This is a genomic window from Rheinheimera tilapiae (genome assembly GCF_042432165.1).
In the GTDB taxonomy this organism is placed as follows: domain Bacteria; phylum Pseudomonadota; class Gammaproteobacteria; order Enterobacterales; family Alteromonadaceae; genus Pararheinheimera; species Pararheinheimera tilapiae.
The window spans coordinates 669,940-687,132 of the sequence record NZ_JBHLXP010000003.1 but is presented as its reverse complement, the minus strand read 5'-3'; the positions used below and the strand labels follow the sequence as shown (position 1 = coordinate 687,132).

The 17,193-nt window shown below is 54.7% G+C and carries 14 protein-coding genes; 3 read left to right on the top strand and 11 right to left on the bottom strand.

All coding sequences use genetic code 11. From position 1 onward, the window contains the following. From spoT to ACFFJP_RS13915, 7 genes are all read right to left on the bottom strand, one after another. Positions 1–2,130: a bifunctional GTP diphosphokinase/guanosine-3',5'-bis pyrophosphate 3'-pyrophosphohydrolase gene (gene spoT / locus ACFFJP_RS13945; protein WP_377245134.1), complete on the bottom strand. Its 2,130-nt coding sequence runs from the start codon at positions 2,128–2,130 to the stop codon at positions 1–3. 121 nt (positions 2,131–2,251) lie between these two features. Further along, on the bottom strand, positions 2,252–2,527 hold the full coding sequence (gene rpoZ / locus ACFFJP_RS13940) for a DNA-directed RNA polymerase subunit omega (RefSeq protein ID WP_377245131.1): 276 nt from the start codon (positions 2,525–2,527) through the stop codon (positions 2,252–2,254). Positions 2,528–2,575: 48 nt separating this feature from the next. Continuing rightward, positions 2,576–3,208: a guanylate kinase gene (gene gmk / locus ACFFJP_RS13935; RefSeq protein ID WP_377245128.1), complete on the bottom strand. Its 633-nt coding sequence runs from the start codon at positions 3,206–3,208 to the stop codon at positions 2,576–2,578. A gap of 108 nt (positions 3,209–3,316) precedes the next feature. Continuing rightward, complete coding sequence (locus tag ACFFJP_RS13930) at positions 3,317–3,805, bottom strand: PaaI family thioesterase (RefSeq protein ID WP_377245125.1); 489 nt, start codon at positions 3,803–3,805, stop codon at positions 3,317–3,319. Positions 3,806–3,875: 70 nt separating this feature from the next. Beyond that, positions 3,876–4,400, bottom strand: coding sequence for a hypothetical protein (locus tag ACFFJP_RS13925; protein ID WP_377245122.1), 525 nt, complete (start codon positions 4,398–4,400; stop codon positions 3,876–3,878). 95 nt (positions 4,401–4,495) lie between these two features. After that, entirely contained in the window at positions 4,496–6,715 is a 2,220-nt protein-coding gene (locus ACFFJP_RS13920; RefSeq protein WP_377245119.1) for an alpha/beta hydrolase family protein, read from the bottom strand. Then, a complete protein-coding gene (locus ACFFJP_RS13915) occupies positions 6,696–7,574 on the bottom strand; it encodes a MaoC/PaaZ C-terminal domain-containing protein (RefSeq protein WP_377245116.1) in 879 nt (292 codons plus the stop codon). Before ACFFJP_RS13915 ends, ACFFJP_RS13920 begins: the two co-directional genes overlap by 20 nt. A 155-nt stretch (positions 7,575–7,729) precedes the next feature. On the opposite strand from ACFFJP_RS13915, the gene ACFFJP_RS13910 reads away from it, so the two are divergent. Continuing rightward, the gene (locus ACFFJP_RS13910; RefSeq protein WP_377245113.1) at positions 7,730–8,575 is read left to right on the top strand and encodes a CPBP family intramembrane glutamic endopeptidase; all 846 of its coding nucleotides are present in this window, start codon (positions 7,730–7,732) and stop codon (positions 8,573–8,575) included. 10 nt (positions 8,576–8,585) lie between these two features. Here the strand turns inward: ACFFJP_RS13910 and ACFFJP_RS13905 are convergent, their stop codons facing one another. Both ACFFJP_RS13905 and ACFFJP_RS13900 read right to left on the bottom strand, forming a co-directional pair. Then, positions 8,586–9,074 carry a nuclear transport factor 2 family protein gene (locus tag ACFFJP_RS13905; RefSeq protein ID WP_377245110.1) on the bottom strand — a complete coding sequence of 163 codons (489 nt, stop codon included), beginning with the start codon at positions 9,072–9,074 and terminating at the stop codon, positions 8,586–8,588. A gap of 133 nt (positions 9,075–9,207) precedes the next feature. Next, positions 9,208–9,804, bottom strand: a complete 597-nt coding sequence (locus ACFFJP_RS13900) for a LysE/ArgO family amino acid transporter (RefSeq protein ID WP_377245107.1) — start codon at positions 9,802–9,804, stop codon at positions 9,208–9,210. Between the two features lie 127 nt (positions 9,805–9,931). Here ACFFJP_RS13900 and ACFFJP_RS13895 point away from each other — a divergent pair, with 127 nt between their 5' ends. Both ACFFJP_RS13895 and ACFFJP_RS13890 read left to right on the top strand, forming a co-directional pair. Continuing rightward, positions 9,932–10,804 carry a LysR family transcriptional regulator ArgP gene (locus ACFFJP_RS13895; protein WP_377245104.1) on the top strand — a complete coding sequence of 291 codons (873 nt, stop codon included), beginning with the start codon at positions 9,932–9,934 and terminating at the stop codon, positions 10,802–10,804. 88 nt (positions 10,805–10,892) lie between these two features. Beyond that, positions 10,893–13,535 carry a CHASE domain-containing protein gene (locus ACFFJP_RS13890; protein WP_377245101.1) on the top strand — a complete coding sequence of 881 codons (2,643 nt, stop codon included), beginning with the start codon at positions 10,893–10,895 and terminating at the stop codon, positions 13,533–13,535. Positions 13,536–13,808: 273 nt separating this feature from the next. Here the strand turns inward: ACFFJP_RS13890 and ACFFJP_RS13885 are convergent, their stop codons facing one another. Together ACFFJP_RS13885 and ACFFJP_RS13880 are read right to left on the bottom strand one after the other, a co-directional pair. Further along, positions 13,809–14,000 (bottom strand): DUF6435 family protein, encoded by a 192-nt coding sequence (locus ACFFJP_RS13885; protein WP_377245098.1) that lies wholly within the window; start codon positions 13,998–14,000, stop codon positions 13,809–13,811. Positions 14,001–14,205: 205 nt separating this feature from the next. After that, positions 14,206–17,145 carry a TonB-dependent receptor gene (locus tag ACFFJP_RS13880; RefSeq protein ID WP_377245095.1) on the bottom strand — a complete coding sequence of 980 codons (2,940 nt, stop codon included), beginning with the start codon at positions 17,143–17,145 and terminating at the stop codon, positions 14,206–14,208. Between the last annotated feature and the right edge of the window lie 48 nt (positions 17,146–17,193).

Genomic DNA, 17,193 nt, shown 5'->3' with positions numbered 1-17,193 from the left:
CTACTTCCTTCTGTATACTTTAATCACATCCGGCGTGACCCGGATCTTACGCATGACATTGGCCAGATGAATGCGATCCCGTACCGATAAGGTGATTTTAATCACGTAATCGCCGGAGTCGCGATCGTCGGTCGCTAAATCCTGAATATTGGAGTCCTGCGACGCAATCACTGTGGTCAGTTTGGCCAGCATGCCTTGTTTGTTGACGATAAACACGCGGATATCGACCAGGAATTGTTTATCACCGGTTTTGTCCCATTTCACCGGGAAATATTTGCCCGGCTCTTTTTCCCAGCCGCGGATATTACGACACTCGGCACGGTGTACGTTCAGGCCCTTGCCGGGAGAGGCACTGGCGGCAATAGGGTCACCAGGAATAGGCCGGCAGCATTTGGCAAAGGTCGTCAACAAGCCTTCCGAGCCGACAATGACGGCTTTGACTTTAGCCGGCAGGCTGCCATCAGTGGGCGTTTGTGCGACGCTACTGACTTCATCAAATTCGCCGAGCAAACGGCGCGCCACGGCGATGGGGAGCTGATTGCCGAGACCTATATCCGCATATAACTCGTCGAGGGTTTTTTTCGTCGTATGGGCCAGTACCCGATCGACTCGCTCCGGCGCAATGGTTTCAATTTTTACTTCACCCAGAGCCGATCCGAGCAGGCGTTTACCCAGCGCAACAGCTTCGCTTTGTTGCTGTTTTTTCAGGAAATTACGGATGCCCATAATGGCACGGCTGGTCACGACATAATTCAGCCAGCTGGCATTGGGTTTGCCGCCCGGGCTGGTGATGATCTCAACCGTCTGGCCGGTTTCCAGCGCTTTGGTCAGCGGGTAAGGTTTGCGGTCGACGCGCACACCGACGCAGCGGTTACCAATATCGGTATGTACCGCATAGGCAAAATCGACGGCGTTGGCACCAATCGGCAATTCGACAATTTTGCCTTTGGGCGTAAAGACATACAGCTCATCCGGGTACAGTTCTGTTTTGACGTTTTCAACAAAATCGTAGCTGTTACCGGCGCTTTGCTGAATTTCCAGCAAGCTTTGCATCCAGCGGCGCGCGCGGATCTGGGCTGCACTGTCGCCTTGTTCGCCAGACTTTTTGTATTTCCAGTGTGCGGCGATGCCGTTGTCGGCCATCTCGTCCATATCGCGGGTGCGCATCTGGATCTCGACCGGAATGCCATGCGGGCCCACCAGCGAGGTATGTAATGACTGGTAACCGTTTTGTTTCGGGATAGCGATGTAATCTTTAAAGCGGATCTCAATCGGTTTGTACAGGTTGTGCACGACACCCAGCACGCGATAACAGGAATCGACGCTGTCTACGATGACGCGAAAGCCATAAATGTCCATCACATCGTTGAACATCAGTTCTTTACTTTTCATCTTGCGATAGATGCTGTACAGGTGTTTTTCGCGGCCTGTGACGTCAGCACTGATGCCGGCGTCGCGTATGCGGGCAGAGATTTCACTTTGAATTTTATCGATGATTTCGCTGCGGTTGCCGCGAGCCTGTTTGACTGCAGTTTCCAGTGCGCGGTAACGCATTGGATACAAGGCGCGAAAACCCCAGTCTTCCAGTTCATTTTTGATGTTGTGAATACCGAGCCGATTGGCGATGGGCGCGTAGAGTTCCAGCGTTTCGCGGGCGATACGGCGGCGTTTCTCTGGTTTTAACGCGCCGATAGTGCGCATATTGTGTGTGCGATCGGCCAGTTTGATCAGGATCACCCGAATATCCTGCGTCATCGCCAGAAACATTTTCTGCAGGTTGGTGACTTCGAACTCTTTGATATCTTTAAATTTTACTTTATCGAGTTTCGATACACCCTGTACCAGTTCGGCCACAGTGGCGCCAAAACGCTGGTGCAGATCATCATAGTTGTATTCGGTATCTTCGATCACGTCATGGCAGAGGGCGGCCATCAGCGTTTCGTGGTCCATCCGCATGTCAGCCAAAATGCTGGTTACGGCTACCGGGTGGGTAATATAAGGTTCACCACTAGAGCGGAACTGCGGGGCGTGGGCATCGCGCGCAAGCATGTAGGCCTGTTGCACCAGGGCAACCTGCTCAGGCGGCAAGTACGCACTGATCTGTTGTTTCAGACCTTCAAATAGATACACAGTGATGAGACTCCGGATCCAGATATCAGGGCAATATCTGCTTACAAGCTCAAATATACGTGGATTTTAAAGGCTTGCCAACGGGAGGCCCCGTTGGCATTCGGCTTTAGATCAGCAGAACTTAGTGATCTGAACCGATGATGGCAGCAACAGCAGCCATTTCTGAAGCTTCTTGTTGCAGTTGATCGCGACGTTCCTGTTGGTCCAGGATGTCGGCAGTGACCAGGCCTTTTTCGATTTCGCGCAACGCGACTACGGTGCATTTGTCGTTTTCGATGTCGACCATTGCTTCTTTGCCTTCTACCGAGAGCTGACGTGCGCGGCGTGAAGCGACCAGGATCAGGTCAAAACGATTACCAATTTTATTTACTGCATCTTCGACTGTTACGCGCGCCATTTTGCACTCCGGGATAAGACTGATTCGTTCAAAGCCGGTTAGTGTACGCTATTTTGCCGATGTAGCCAACAGGCTGGCAAACAAGGCCGGTTGCTTCTGTTGTTGCTTGGCGAGTGTCAGGCGCTGGCTGAGGACCACAGCGGCAAACTGCTGCAGACACTGCTGAAAGTCATCATTGATTAAAACATAATCATATTCAGTGACATGGCTGATCTCGCTTTGGGCTTGTGCCATCCGTTTTGCGATGATTTCCGCGCTGTCGGTGCCGCGGTTATTCAGGCGCTTTTCCAGTTCCGCCACGCTTGGCGGCAGAATAAATACCGATAACACGCCTGGTACTTGTGGCCGGATTTGCTGCGCACCCTGCCAGTCGATGTCAAGAAACACATCACGGCCTTTGGCGAGCTCCATTTCGATCGCATGGCGCGACGTGCCATAAAAATTACCGAACACTTCAGCCCACTCCAAAAAAACACCTTCGGCAATCAGCTGTTTGAACTGTTCAACACTGACAAAATGATAATGCACACCATCGGTTTCGCCCGGCCGCGGGGCTCGGGTCGTGTGCGATACACTTAACTGCATATCGGTATGTTGTGCCAGTAAGGCATTGATCAGGCTGGATTTGCCAGCACCGCTTGGCGCAGACAGAATAAACAGGTTGCCGGGTAAGTGTTGCATGCGGGAATTCTCTGAAAAGGTGCTCTGCCAACAAAAACCGCAGTGTACGCAGAACTGCCGCCTGCTGCAATTGCTGCACAGAGCGGCGACAGTAATGCCAGCGCCGGTTTAACCGGCTTTTTTGGCAGTGGCTTTGACTGAGAGCGTTAGCTCGAACTTAGCCATCGGTTCGTCGCCGTGCAGCGAAGGGCAGGTCACTGTGATGCTGACCGTTTTATTGATGCGCTGTCCGGTAGCAATGGATTCGTCCATCATGGCGTCGATAAGTGCGCCGTCATTGCTGCGGAACCAGACTTCAGCTTCCGGCCGTTTTAAAAATTCGCCTTTGACATCTTTAAAGGCAAAATTGGCATTGATACCGCGTTCACGCGCTTTACTGAACACCAGAAAAGCACCGGCTAAATCCGCGCCAATTGCCAAAGCGCCAAAATAGATACTGCCCAGATGGTTTTTGGTGCGCCAGGTGTGCGGCATGCTGACCGCCAGATGGTTATCCGACATCTCGCGGATCTTCGGGCTGCAAAAACCGATCAGCGGGATATACCGCAGTCCGAACCAGAACAGCATGCGCTGGGCTTGTTTAATAGTGACTTTCATCACAACTCCGCAAAGAAAAAAACCGGTCCACAGCATATCCGACTGCTACTGGTCAGACAAGTCATGGTCTTTACCTGCCAGTGACTGATTCGACATATTGTTGCTCAAATTGCTGCTGCGCTTGCTGGCGTTGCTCGACACATTGACGGATCCGCGCGGTCTGGCGCACGCCGTAACAATAAAATGGCGGCTGATAAAACTGTAACCAAGCAGTCAGTTTGGCACCCTGATACGGCGCTTTCACCTGGATCTCAGAGATTTGCAGTCCGGGCGCAGCTGGATTTTTTGCCGCTGCGAGCCTGTGGGGCGTGGGCGGGCGTCGGGCAGACTGTCGGCGTGCCTGCTGCCGGGCCGATGGCGGTGTTTTTTCGGTGGGTTGCTGGCAATGATAATGTAACTGCAGTTCCAGCTGGGCCTGCTGGCCTTTGATTTTCAGCTCTTGTTTCAGCCGATAACCACGGCGTTGCAGATCACGATTTTGCTCCAGCGCCAGCTGGAGCTGCGCGCACTGAGCGACATTAAATTGTTCAACCTGCGCCATGGCAGGCGCTGCAGCCAGTAGGGCGACAGCAAAAAAATGGAAGTTCGGCGTCATCACTGTGTCCTTGTGAGCAGGCGGGCACTCCATGCGCCCGGCAGTTCGCTGCGGATCCGCTGATCCGCAGAAACCATAGAATAGTTAATTAACTGTTAATTTACAGCGGGAGGCAACACAATTTCTAATGCCTGCAGTTGTTGGTCCAGCTCTTCCAGACTGGCCTGTTGCAGCGATAAGCCGGTTTGTTCGGTAGCCTGAGCAGGCTGCATCGGCAACAAAGGTGGGGCGGTTTTGAGGTGCGCCAGGCTGATGCTGGCAGTCAGATATAGCTGCAACTGGCGTGATAACAGCGATTGCGGCTGATGACCGGCGTTTGGGTCCAGCCACATTCGTACCGGTTTTTGCAGTTGTTGTAACAGCTTCTGATAGCGCAGCAGTGTGCCGGCATCGATCCGATCATCCAGTCCGCCGGCCCATAAATATAGCGGGCGCTGGATCTGTGCGGCCTGTGCCAGCGGCGCTTCACTGCTCATTTGTTGCTGCCATGCCGGGTCTTGCCAGCGCACCCCAAAGTCATTGAGTTCAAGGCTGAGCGGGCGTTGTTGTGGGGGCGTAGCGGCTTGCGGCACATAGCGCTGCAGCGTTGCTGCCAGATCTACCGGTGCCGCCAGCGCCAGAGCAAAGCGAAAACGTTGCGGTTCTGAGCTGAGGCCCTGCAGCGCCAGATAAGCGCCAAATGAATGGCCGATCATCGCTTGTTGCTGCGCATCGCCGATACCGTGCTTGATCAGCCAGTCCAGTCCGCTGATGACATCCTGCAATGCCGGATTATGCTGACCAAAATCGCCGCGTGCCAGTGTGATAAAACGTCGGCCAAACCCGGTGGAACTGCGGTAATTTGGTTGCAGCACAATAAAACCACGATTCACCAACAATTGCACCAGCACGTTGTATTCGGGTTTGCTCTGTTCAAATGGACCGCCATGCGGCAAGGCGATGATCGGCGACTGCGCCAGCGGCCGGCCCGGCGGCAAATAAACATAACCTGGGATCGCTTCCCCATCGCTGGATATCCAAACCAGCAACTGCGCCGGTACCCCGGGCTTTTCCTGGCGCCGTGGTGTCAGTTGTAGCGGCTGTGCCTGCAGCAGTTGGCCTTGCGGGCTGATTTGCACCCGCCAGTGTTGTTGCTGCTGACGGTCACTGAAGCTGAAGCTGGCCAGCAAAATCCGGTTTTGTCCGGCCAGTTGCAGCTGCATGGAGCCGGTCGGCGCCAGTGCCTGCACCTTTGGCAGTAGTTGCTGCCAGGCCGTTGTATGACCATACCAGCGCAGCTGATCGGTCAGCCTGGCGCTGGCCAGCAAGTCGCCGCCGGCGCTGAACAGCACATCGCTGAGATCAGGCTGGCGCGCAGCGGGATTGGCTTCCGGCGCGGTTAGCCAAACGGCACTGCCAGCAGTACTCAGTTGCAATAAACTCAGCCCGTCACGCTGTTGATCACTAAGCAGCCACCAGTGGCCGTTATCGTGTTGCCGGGCCAACGGCACGCAGCGGGCGGGTGCCGGGCACAATAACAACGGTTGAAACTGCCGATTGGCGGCCGGTTTGAGTTGTATTTCGGTATCAAAGCGGTTGCCACTGAACTGCAGCAGCAGCTCGGGTTTGGCCTCAGTGCTGAGCCACAACTGTTGCAGCGGCTGTGTTTGTTGGTGCAGCAGCCGCGCTGTGCTTTGTGCATTGACCAGCCAGTACTGGTAGTCAACAGCAGCATGGGCGTCACGCTGCCACTGCAGAATACCGCCGTGGCTACTGAGTTGTAATAACGAGACGGCTGATTTGCCCGGTAATTGTTTCGAACCGGGCAGGGCAAAACCCGGTTGCCAGATGGTCCGCAGTGCTTTGCGGTTCAGATCCAGATACTGCAGCAGATCGGTGGCGCCGAGCCACACGCCTTGTTGGTCCTGGCTGAATACCATCGATGGCGGCGGTGGTTGGCGCTGTTTTAGCAGCACCTGTTCTTCGCCGTCGCCACGGCTGCGACATAACCAGTAACTAAAGCCCTGCTGGCGCCAATACAACAGCCATTGGCCGTCCGGCGACAGCAGCGGTTTAGTTAAGCGGGGATCACTGAATTGCTCATGCTGAAAAAAATACGCCAGCGGATAGACCGGCAGCGCCTGTTGTTGCTCGGTTTGTTGTCTCAATAAACCGAGATCGGCAGAGGTTGTGCGGGGCAGTGGAGGCAATTCTTGCGTCAACAATTGGTCAGCCCACAGCGCTGTTGCCGGCAGCGTGCAGGCAGAAAACACCAAGCACCACAAACCGCAGCGCCGCAACACGCGTAGCGCCCGGCTAATGGATGTCGAATGCATGAGCATCCGGCCAATAGCGCAGCTCGGCTTCCAGGCACAGCCGTTGGCCGTCATACAGATGATGTAAGACGTCTGAGATCTGGCATAACTGCAATAATGAGCCCGGATACACCGGTTTGCGAAAGCGTAAGGTCAGGCTTTGCAGCGGTTGTGGCAGAGCCTGACATAGCAACGCCGCGCTCGCCATGCCATGTAAAATCGGTTGGCGTTGGCCAAATAACCGTGCGGACCAGTGCCATAAATGGATCGGATTAAAATCACCGGACAAGCGGGCATAACGGCGTGCCGCATCCGGTTGGGTCTGGATCTGTGCCTGCACTCTGTGGTGCTGCTCTTCCGGTACAGCTGCCGTTATTACGGCAGGCGCAGCGCTGCGGGGATTTTTTTTTAACAGATAGCCGCTACTGGCGCGGAGAACCTGTTGCCCTTGTTGCCACAGCTGTTGTTCCACGCGTAAATACAGGCCTTTTTCATTATTCTCTGTGTGTAGCGCTGTATCGATTCGCACAGGACCGTTGCCGCACAGCATTTGCGGGGGTTGTGCCTGTAGCGCCTCCAGATAGTTGTCTGTATGGATCAACCCGGCGACACGCAGCCCTTGGCATTGCAACATACTGGCAAGCTGCGCCCGTTGTAGCAGTGGGTAATAAAAACATAAGGGGACCGCTTCAGGCGCAAAGGCGAAATGCTGCTGGTAGGCACTGATGGCGGCCGCTGCAGGTGCAGGGAGCTGATGGCGGAACTGCAGTCTGTTGGCGCCAAAATCACGTTGCGGACGCAACAGACTGAAGCCAGCCCGGCACAATAAAGGCCATAAAGGACCTTGTAGCGGCTGCAGCCTGACAGTGTTTTCCTGCATCACATCCCCAAAAATATCTTACAGTAAAGCGAGCTTATCAGAGCGTAGCCGGAGCGCCCAGCCGAGCCCATGATGATTTGCTTACAATTCAGCGACAGACAACTGGTCGCTTTTAGATTGTGATGGTTGCGTATTGTTATGACACAGGATCAGCAATGTTCAGAACTAGGTTCAGCACTTTATTCAGAAATAGCGGCGGGGAGCTGCGTAACGGCTGGTGGATCGCGCTGTTCTTCCTGTTGCTGGCTGCTGGCGTTTTTCCGCTGATCATGCTCAGCAGCAGTTTGGGCTTCGAACTGGCGCCCTGGATGCAGGCGTTGCTCGTGTTGTTGGTATCGCTGTTGTGCCAGCGTTTGCGCGGTAAACCGCAAGCGCAGTTGCTTGGCGCGCTGAATCGGCAATGGCTGCGACAGCTGGCGGCTGGTGTGTTGCTGGGGGCTGGACTGATGGCATTGCCGGCGTTGTTGTTAACGCTGACCGGTCAGCTCAGCTGGCAATGGCATGGTTTGGGTCAGACCGCATTGTTGGCAGCCTTACTGTTGTTTGTCGGTGTGGCGGTGACTGAAGAGCTGACCTTTCGCGGCTTTATGTTTCAGCGTCTGATCGACGGCATCGGTAGCTGGCCGGCGCAACTGGTCATGTCGGCTTATTTTGTGCTGAACCATGCCTCTGCGTTGAAGCAAGGCGACAGCTGGCATTATCTGGCGATGCTGAATATTTTCATCGCGTCGCTGATGTTTGGTTTGGCGTATCTGCGCACCCGCAGCCTGGCGCTGCCAATTGGCCTGCATTTTATGGCGAATTTTACCCAAGGGACGTTATTTGGCTTTGGCGTGTCGGGTTCAGCCGAACAGGGCATGCTCAGCCCGGTCATTGCTGCAGGTTGCCCGGACTGGCTTAGTGGTGGCAGTTTTGGTCTGGAAGCCAGCGTCCCGGGCTTAATCACGGTGATTTTGTTCACCGTGTTGTTATGGCGCTGGCGTGGCAGCGCAGCAACCTGAAGCGGGGCTGTTATTTTTTCGCTGCAGGAATGCCGGTGAACTGCGCCGACACTAATTGCCAGCGGTTTTGCTGCAGCGCGCTGACAAACTGCACGCGCATGCTACGGCTATGTGGGGTACCGGCAAAATTGTAAGTCAATTTGCCGGTACTGATCACCAGCGCTTCGCCATACACTCGGCTGGTCAATTCAGATAATACCGGCGTGACTGGCGGTGCTTTGGCCTTGGCTGCGGCCGGATAAAAGCTGATCACTTTGTCTCTGGCATCGACTTCACCAACCGGTGAAATTTCCTGATAGTCCGGTGCCAGAATTTGTTGTAGCAACGCCTGATCAAAACCAGAGGTGGCGCGGACATAGTCCTGCGCCAGTTGCGCGGCGCTGGTCTCGGCTGCAGGGGTTGCCGCTTGTGTCGGGGGGATGGTGCAAGCCATCAGTGCAACGGACAGCCATAAGCTCTGGCGGATTGGCGCGGAAAAAGGATTGAGAAACAATGACATCTAAAACTCCTTGTTGAGGGTATTGGACAAAGTTCCCAGATCCTGCACGCGTGAATATGCCTTGACCAGCACGAAAACGTTACCGGATATGCCGGTTGTTACAGGTTGCCGACAGCCCTGTTTCAGACTCGGTTTATAGCGCCAGTTTGACGGCGATCAGCGACAACATCAGCGCCACACTGCCATCAAACAGCCGCCAGCGCAGCGGTGAGCTCAGCAATAATTTTAATTTTGGCGCAAAGCCGGTCAGCGCGCTGAACCAGCAAAATGATGCCAGGCAGGCCCCAACAGTGAACCAAAATGGTGACGGCTGTGCATTACCAAGACTGCCCAGCAACACCACAGTATCCAGATAAACGTGCGGATTCAGCAAGGTGATAGCCAGCGCTGTCAGTGCGGTTTTTCCGGTCGACTGCAATTGCACCTGCACATCGGTCTGCAAGCCGGAATTGCCTTGCCAGGCACGCTTCGCCGCGCCATAAGCCAGATATAACAGCAATAACACGCCGGCGACGGTCAGCAACGGCACCAGTGGCGGGATCCACTGTTGTAGCGTGGCGATACTGCTGACACCCGCAACTATCAATAGCGCGTCACAGACAATACAAACCGTTGCGATCACCAACCGGTTGGCGCCCGCCATGCTCTGGCTTAATACCCAGATATTCTGCCCGCCGATGGCGACAATCAGGCTCAGTCCGACACTGAACCCGGTAAAAAATGACCACATTCGATTGCTCCTGCTGTTATTCACAGAGCTTACTGCTGGCTTTTCTATGATTCCAACGAATAATAATTGTGATGCATGCATAAAAATCATAAATTCAGTCTGAGTTTGATTTGTTCAGGAGCCACTGATGCTGGATTATCGATTGTTACAGGCGCTGGCTGCCGTGACGGCGCAAGGTGGTTTTGAAAAGGCGGCGGTGCAGTTGCATCTGACGCAGTCGGCGGTGAGCCGGCGGATTAAACAGCTTGAAGCCATGTTGGGGCAACCGGTGTTGCAGCGCTGCACACCGCCACGACCGACACTGGCAGGTCAGCGGCTGCTGAATCATCTGCAACAAGTGCGGCAGATGGAGGCTGCTCTGGGTCTGGCAGATCAGGAAGTACAACTGTTGCGGCTGGCCACCAATGCCGATTCACTGGCAACCTGGCTGCCGCAAGCGCTGGTGTTACCGGATCAGCCCCAGCTGTGTTTTGATTTGGTGGTGGAAGACCAGTCGGTCAGCCTGAAGCGGATGAAACAAGGCGACGTGATGGCCTGTATCTGCGACAGCCCGCAGCCGCTGAACGGCGGTGCTGTGATGCCGCTTGGCGCGCTGCGTTATCGCGCGGTGGCAAGCCCGGACTTTATCCGGCGCTATCAGCTGCAGCCGTTGACAGCCAAAGCACTGGCGCTGGCGCCTTGTTTGGTGTTTAGCGCCGACGATGCACTGCAGCATCGCTTTTTACAGGATATTGCCGGCATCAGCCCCAGTCATGTCCATTTGTGCCCATCCTCCGAAGGTTTTTTAAAAGCGGTGCTGGCCGGCCTCGGCTTTGGTTTATTACCCGAGCTGCAAATGCAGGCGCATTTTGCCAATGGTGACTTGATTGATCTCGCGCCTGGTTATTTTCTCGATACGCCGTTGTATTGGCATCACTGGCAAACCGAAAGCCCGTTGCTGCAGCAGCTGAGATTGCAGGTGTTGGCTTGTGCGAGGCGGTGTTTGGTGCCGATTGGCTGAAGTTTTGGCTTTCAGCTAATCCCGGCTTGCGGAACTAGCCGGTTTACCTTTAAGTTGAACTGGATAACAGATACCTATTGGGAGCCAGATGAGCGCAACTTCGTCTTTGCATTTTGCTTCCGTTGCCGGAAAAATCGTGCTGCTGGCGCTGGCCTTCCTGATCACCGGACGACTGGCGATGTTGCTGGCAATTCCGCCGGGATTTGTCAGCGCCATTTTTCCACCGGTGGGCGTCGCGCTTGCTGCGGTGCTGATTTGGGGTTATCCGCTGTTGCTCGGGGTGTTTCTCGGCTCGACGCTGCTGAACCTGTCATTAGCCGTTGCCAGTGTGACGCAAATAGGCTGGCAGCATCTGCCGGTCGCCTGCGGTATTGCGCTGGGAACCACAGTGCAGTGTCTGTGTGCCTGCTGGCTGATCCGCCGTTTTATCGGCTTTCCCAATCCACTGACTGCAGACCGCAGCATCATGCTGTTGCTGCTGATCGGCGGACCACTGACATGCCTGCTCAGCGCCAGCGCTGGCACCGCGGTGTTGTATGCTCATCAGATCATTACCCCGGGTCAGACCCTGTTCAGTTGGTGGAGTTGGTGGATAGGTGACAGCATCGGTGTGCTGATCGCTACACCTTTAATGTTTATTGCCTTCGCCAGACCGCGTGAGATCTGGCGCAGCCGCATTGGCACCGTCGGTCTGCCATTGTTGCTGAGCTGTGTGTTGATGGTGGTGTTATTTTTCCGAACCAGCGCCGACGAGCAGAGCCGGCTGCAGCAGCGATTTCATGAACAAGCCAAGTTGATGGTGCAAAGTATCAAATCTGCTATCGCGTTACATACCAGTTCGGTAGAGCCGATAGAGCGGCTGTTTGCTGCATCGAGCAGCGTCAGCAGCAGCGATTTCGCAATTTTTGTTGACCCGCTGGTCAGAGACTATCCGGGGATCCGCGCGGTCAGCTGGAATGCCCGGGTGACCGCGGCACAGCGGCCGACGTTTGAGGCCGAAATGAGGACTAATGGCGATGCCGGCTTTGTGATCAGCGAACGCAATTCTGGCAATCAGCTGGCAGCCGCAGCGAAGAGAGCCGACTATTTTCCTGTGACATTTATTGAGCCTCTGGCAGAAAATCGCCGTGCTGTTGGTTATGACGTGAGTTCGGAGACGTTGCGCCACAGCGCCATGCAAGTCGCCCGTGACCAGGGCCGCGCCACCCTGACAGCACCGCTGGCGCTGATTCAGGACAAAGTACAAAAAACCGGGATGTTGTTGTTTTATCCAGTTTATACCACCGCGAAGCCGCCTACTTCGGTGACTGCGCGGCAGCAGTCATTGCGCGGTTATGTGGTGGCAGTGCTACATATTGGTGATGTAATTGATGCTGCACTCAGTGCCTACCGACCAGACAGCTTCCAGTTGCAGGTCACTGATATCAGCGGTGCTGCGGCGCAAGCCGTATACAGCAAAGTCAGTTCGGCAATCCCGGCCTATGCCAAACCGCTGGTATGGCAAGAAGATTTTGACGTTGGCGGGCGCAGCTTCAGTATTGAGATCCTGCCGAGCGAGCGGTTCATCAGTGCGCAAAGCAGCCTGCAACCCTGGGCCATTTTGGCTGGTGGTTTGTTGCTGTGCAGTTTACTGGGTGGTTTTTTGTTGTCGGTGACCGGTCGGGCTGAACACGTCCGCCAGCTTGTGCGTCAACGTACGCTGGAGCTGAGCGGCATTCTGGACAATGCCGCCGAGGCGATCCTGATTTTCGATTCGGCTGGCCAGATCGATCGCGCCAATGCTGCTGCGCAGCAATTATTCGGCTACAGCGAACGTCAGTTCCGGGCTTTGCCGATTGGAACTATGTTGCCCGTATTGCAGCATAGCATCCAGCCCTTGTTGCAGTCCTGGCAGGGCCGGCCGGTGGAAACTACCGGGCTGACCGCAACGCGCAATCCGCTCGAACTTGAGGTGAGTCTGAGTAATTATGTACTGCCCGAGCGCACCTGGTATATCTGTCTGCTACATGACATCAGCGAACGGAAAAAGGTGGAACGGCTGAAGCGGGAATTTGTTGCGACGGTCAGTCATGAGTTGCGCACTCCGTTGACGTCTATTAAAGGCTCGCTGGAACTGGTCAATGCCGGTGTGTTGGGGCAAGTGCCGCCGGCCGCCGGCAAGATGCTGAACTTAGCCCAACAAAATACGGCGCGGCTGGTGGCTCTGGTGAACGACATTCTGGATATCGAAAAACTGGAATTGAGTGAAACCAGCCTGAGCCTGCAACCGGCTGAGCTTCGACAGCAGTTGGAACAGGCGCTGCTACATAATCAGGGTTATGCCGCCAATTTTGCCGTCAGTCTGAGCCTGGATCTGCAGCAACTGCCAATTCGGGTGCCGGTACTGATCAATGAACAGCGGTTGCAACAGGTGCTGAGTAATCTGATTAGTAATGCTGTGAAGTTTTCCCAGCCGGGCAGCCCGGTGCAGATTGTTGCTGTAATCAAAGACAACAGCGTGCTGGTGAAGGTTTGTGATCAGGGGCCCGGTATTCCGTCCGAATTTCATACGCGTATTTTCCAAAAGTTTGCTCAGGCCGACGGCTCAGATTCCCGCCAGCGCGGCGGTACCGGGCTTGGCCTCAGCATTTGTAAGGAACTGATGACGCGAATGCATGGCACTATTGGATTTGACAGCGTGGAAGGCAAAGGCAGTACGTTTTACATCACGTTGCCATTGACCGGGGATTGAAAGGGGATGGTAGCTATGAGCGAATTGCAGACAATCCAAATATGTTATGTACGGTGGCGCTTCGCTAACCGTACCTACGATCTCAATTAGCGAGTAGGTACGCGCAAGCGAAGCCCGCTGGGCGTCACACGCCGTACATGACGATTAAAAATGCCCGCAACTGGCACAAAACTACGTATCAGCCACCACCAGCCACCGAATCAGATAAGCTATTTTTCGTCTGCACTGAGATGGACAGATAATGCCGTTGGAAGCAGTGGTCAACACTTGCTTTTAAGTCCGTGGTTCCGACTCTGTAGCTTGTTGCAGCTGTTGATATTGCGCCCACAGTTCTTCGGCTTCTGCGGTTAAGTCGGCGAATAACCGCATATCGCCTTTACGTTGTGCCAGCATGGCCTGCTCGGCTTTGGCATCGTATTGCTGGCGGAGTTTTTTCAGCGGGTCGCGCTTAAAGAAATTAAACATAGCTGCTTGTTACCTGAAGTTGGATAGTTCAGTGGTAGTTACGCAGCGTGGGGCTAGATCGGTCAGTTTAAAAGTTCTTAAATCAGCCAGACATCCCCGATATCGCAGCGCTCAATTGGCTAAACATTGCTGCTGACAAAGCAAAAAAGGGGGCCCGAAGGCCCCAAACATCGCACTCAAACAGGGAGTGGTCCGAATCGACGGATCAGAAGCGGCTGCGCCAGCCGAGCGTCCAGCGTTTTTCGTAGACGTTTTGGTAAATCACGTGGTCGCGCCACTGTGCGTAGTTGTTTTCGAACTCGCCGGTCAGGTTGCTGACCTGCAGGTACACGCTGCTGTGGTCAAACAGGTCGTAACTGGCGGAGGCATCGACATAAACCGTCGATTGGGTCCAGATTGGCACCACACCTTTGCCGAGCGGAATGGCCAAAGAATCCAGTCGATCACTACGGTAGTTGGCGGCGACACGCAGTTGCAGACCGTCTTTTTCATACCACAGCACCGCATTGCCGGAATTTTCCGAGTTGTCCTGGATGGGCAGTATGGCGCCATAGACATCTTTGTTGGCGCTATCGGATGGCGCATAGGTGTAGTTCAGCGTGGTGCCAAGGCCGCTCCAGATCCCAGGCAGGAAATCGAAACTTTGTTGCCAGGTCACCTCGACGCCTTTCACGGTACCGCCTTTGCCGTTAATTTCGGTATCAACCGGCACTTCACGCCTTACCACGCCATCGATATCCGGCAGGCCTTTCATCACCTGGCCTTTTTCGATGAAAGAATCGATATTCATCCGGAACAGACCCACGCTGACTAAACTGGCGCTGTCGTAATACCACTCCAGGCCGAGGTTGTAGTTGGTCGAACGCCATGGCTCCAGTTGCGGGTTACCATTCTGGCGACCGCTGACCGCCACCAGTAAATCCGGTGACACACCATATTCTTTAGCGAGCACGTCACCAGCGCGGGTGCGGCCGACTGACACACCACCGGCCAATTTACTGAAATCCAGATTGGTCATGGTTTTGCCGTAGGCGGCGCGCAGGATCAGCTCATCGCTAAGGTCCAGCCGCAGGTTGGCCGATGGCAGCACGGTGTCGTCATCGCGGTTAATCAGCTCTTCACCGGCTTTAATCGCGGCAGTACAGAGTGAACAGGGCCGCGCGCTGCCGACCAGATTCTGCAGAATTTCCAGATCGGTTTTGATGTACTGGGCGCCGATATTGGCCTGATAGGGCAGACTCGCGATCTCACCGTCTAAATCCAGTTTCAGATAAGCGCTGTGGTCGGTCTGGGTCACACCGTAGCTTTTCGCCGGATCTGACAGCTTTTTATTACCCGGATACAGCTGGTTTTGCGACTCGAAAGGGTTGTCCAGCGCTTTGGGGTTAATCAGATAAAAGCTGTCTGAACTTGCCGGGCCAAAACCGTTGACCTGATGCACCCAGCCAGCCGGCAGTTCATCAAAATACCAGGCGCGGCCCAGTGTTAAATCGCCCCGTGCCACGTTGGCGACGCCGTCGCCGTTAGTATCGCCTAAGGATGCGCCCGAGTCTTTCCACATCACGTCGGCCGCTAAATTGCCGGTTTTAAACGGTGCAACCAGAATAAAAGTATCACGCTCGACATCGCGTTTAGCGGTGCGAAGGCCAAACGACACCGACTGAATATCGCCCAGTTCAAAAGCATATTTGCCGTCTGCACGCAGCACGTCGAGCGTGGCTTCTTCGTGGAAATTGTTCTCAGAATAGGTCGAGACCAAATTAGTACGTTTGATATCCTGCGCAAAGCCTTGCGGGTAACTCAGGCTGATGTACTTACCGCCGCGGCTGAACTGCACCGGAATATCGGCCGGGCCATAACCGCGCGGGTTGACCGGTTCAACACCATTGCCGACGTTGCGCATCAGGCCATGTTGTGCACCGCTGGTGACATAGGCATGTGCGACGTTTTCGGTGTGGTCACGGCTGGCGTCACCGCGTAAATAGCGCACCGAACCAGAGAAATTGTCTTTGTTATCAAAGTCGAGCTGCAAGTTAACATTGGTGGATTCGCGGTCGTTGGTCAGACTTTCGGAATAAGCGCTGACACGGCGCACCTGATACAACGCCTCGCTGACGGTGTAAATGTTGCCGCCAAGCGGACCGTCGGCGCGCGGGATAAATTTGTCAGAATAAGCCCAGTTGTTACCGCGCGCGCTGTCGACCATCAGGCCTTGTTTGCGGTCAGCATCGTCCATTTGGGTGTGAAACAGATCGGCGGTCAGCGTCAGCGTATCGCTCAATACATATTGTACTGAGGCATTAGCGCCGATGCGGTCGCGCTCGGTGGTGCGGTCCATCACGCCGTAATAACGCTGGGTGAAGAAAGTATCGTTGTTGTCTTTGTCGCCGTTGAAGTCGCGTTTGTCTTTTTCGTTTTCGCCAATCACTTCCATCGCATTGAGGATGGCGCCATTTAAGTAGTTGGCGAGATTGTTTTGGTCATAAGACAAGGTCATTACGGCAGCGAACTTTTCGTCGTCGGATTTATAACCGCCAAATAACGACACTTTACCGTCGTTTTCTTTCGACAGGCTGCCGCGCGTCAATTCCGTGTTAAACGCAAAAGTGCTGCCGGGTTTTAAATCCAGTGGCCGCCAGGTTTTTAAATCCAGCGTGCCGGAAATACCGCCGGACAGCACATTGGCCATTGGCGATTTCAGCACGTCGATACCGGCGATGAGCGCCGACGGGATATCAGTAAAATCCGGCTGCACTGTGGTCAGCGAGCCGGCCGATAAAAATTGTTCGCCGTTCAGCAGCGTGGTGACCTGCGGCATACCGCGCACGTTCACAGTCGAGCCTTCACCTGCCGAGCGGCGGATCTGCACGCCGGGAATGCGCTGCAGCGTGTCGGTGATAGTGACGTCCGGCAGTTTGCCTAAATCTTCGGCGGTAATGGTGTCGACCACTTGTTCACTGAATCTTTTATTATTCAGGTTTTGTTTGTTACTGGCGGCGATGCCGCGGATCTCCAAACGCTCGATATCTTGTTCTTTTGCCGCTTGGCCATTCGCTGGTGTGGCGGTTTGTGCCAGCGCTGGTGCGCTCAGCAGCATGGCGACAGACAGCGCCAGTAAGCTGACGCGAAATTGTGGGTGTGTCATGTTGTTCCTCTGCAATAACTTGTTGTTTTCACCTTAGATGTACAGGTC

What these genes read in the sequence shown, in the direction of transcription:
- rpoZ (WP_377245131.1), bottom strand. Translation starts at nt 2,527, where the DNA reads ATGGCGCGCGTAACAGTCGAAGATGCAGTAAATAAAATTGGTAATCGT.
- gmk (WP_377245128.1), bottom strand. Translation starts at nt 3,208, where the DNA reads ATGCAACACTTACCCGGCAACCTGTTTATTCTGTCTGCGCCAAGCGGT.
- ACFFJP_RS13930 (WP_377245125.1), bottom strand. Translation starts at nt 3,805, where the DNA reads ATGAAAGTCACTATTAAACAAGCCCAGCGCATGCTGTTCTGGTTCGGA.
- ACFFJP_RS13925 (WP_377245122.1), bottom strand. Translation starts at nt 4,400, where the DNA reads ATGACGCCGAACTTCCATTTTTTTGCTGTCGCCCTACTGGCTGCAGCG.
- ACFFJP_RS13920 (WP_377245119.1), bottom strand. Translation starts at nt 6,715, where the DNA reads ATGCATTCGACATCCATTAGCCGGGCGCTACGCGTGTTGCGGCGCTGC.
- ACFFJP_RS13915 (WP_377245116.1), bottom strand. Translation starts at nt 7,574, where the DNA reads ATGCAGGAAAACACTGTCAGGCTGCAGCCGCTACAAGGTCCTTTATGG.
- ACFFJP_RS13910 (WP_377245113.1), top strand. Translation starts at nt 7,730, where the DNA reads ATGTTCAGAACTAGGTTCAGCACTTTATTCAGAAATAGCGGCGGGGAG.
- ACFFJP_RS13905 (WP_377245110.1), bottom strand. Translation starts at nt 9,074, where the DNA reads ATGTCATTGTTTCTCAATCCTTTTTCCGCGCCAATCCGCCAGAGCTTA.
- ACFFJP_RS13900 (WP_377245107.1), bottom strand. Translation starts at nt 9,804, where the DNA reads ATGTGGTCATTTTTTACCGGGTTCAGTGTCGGACTGAGCCTGATTGTC.
- ACFFJP_RS13895 (WP_377245104.1), top strand. Translation starts at nt 9,932, where the DNA reads ATGCTGGATTATCGATTGTTACAGGCGCTGGCTGCCGTGACGGCGCAA.
- ACFFJP_RS13890 (WP_377245101.1), top strand. Translation starts at nt 10,893, where the DNA reads ATGAGCGCAACTTCGTCTTTGCATTTTGCTTCCGTTGCCGGAAAAATC.
- ACFFJP_RS13885 (WP_377245098.1), bottom strand. Translation starts at nt 14,000, where the DNA reads ATGTTTAATTTCTTTAAGCGCGACCCGCTGAAAAAACTCCGCCAGCAA.
- ACFFJP_RS13880 (WP_377245095.1), bottom strand. Translation starts at nt 17,145, where the DNA reads ATGACACACCCACAATTTCGCGTCAGCTTACTGGCGCTGTCTGTCGCC.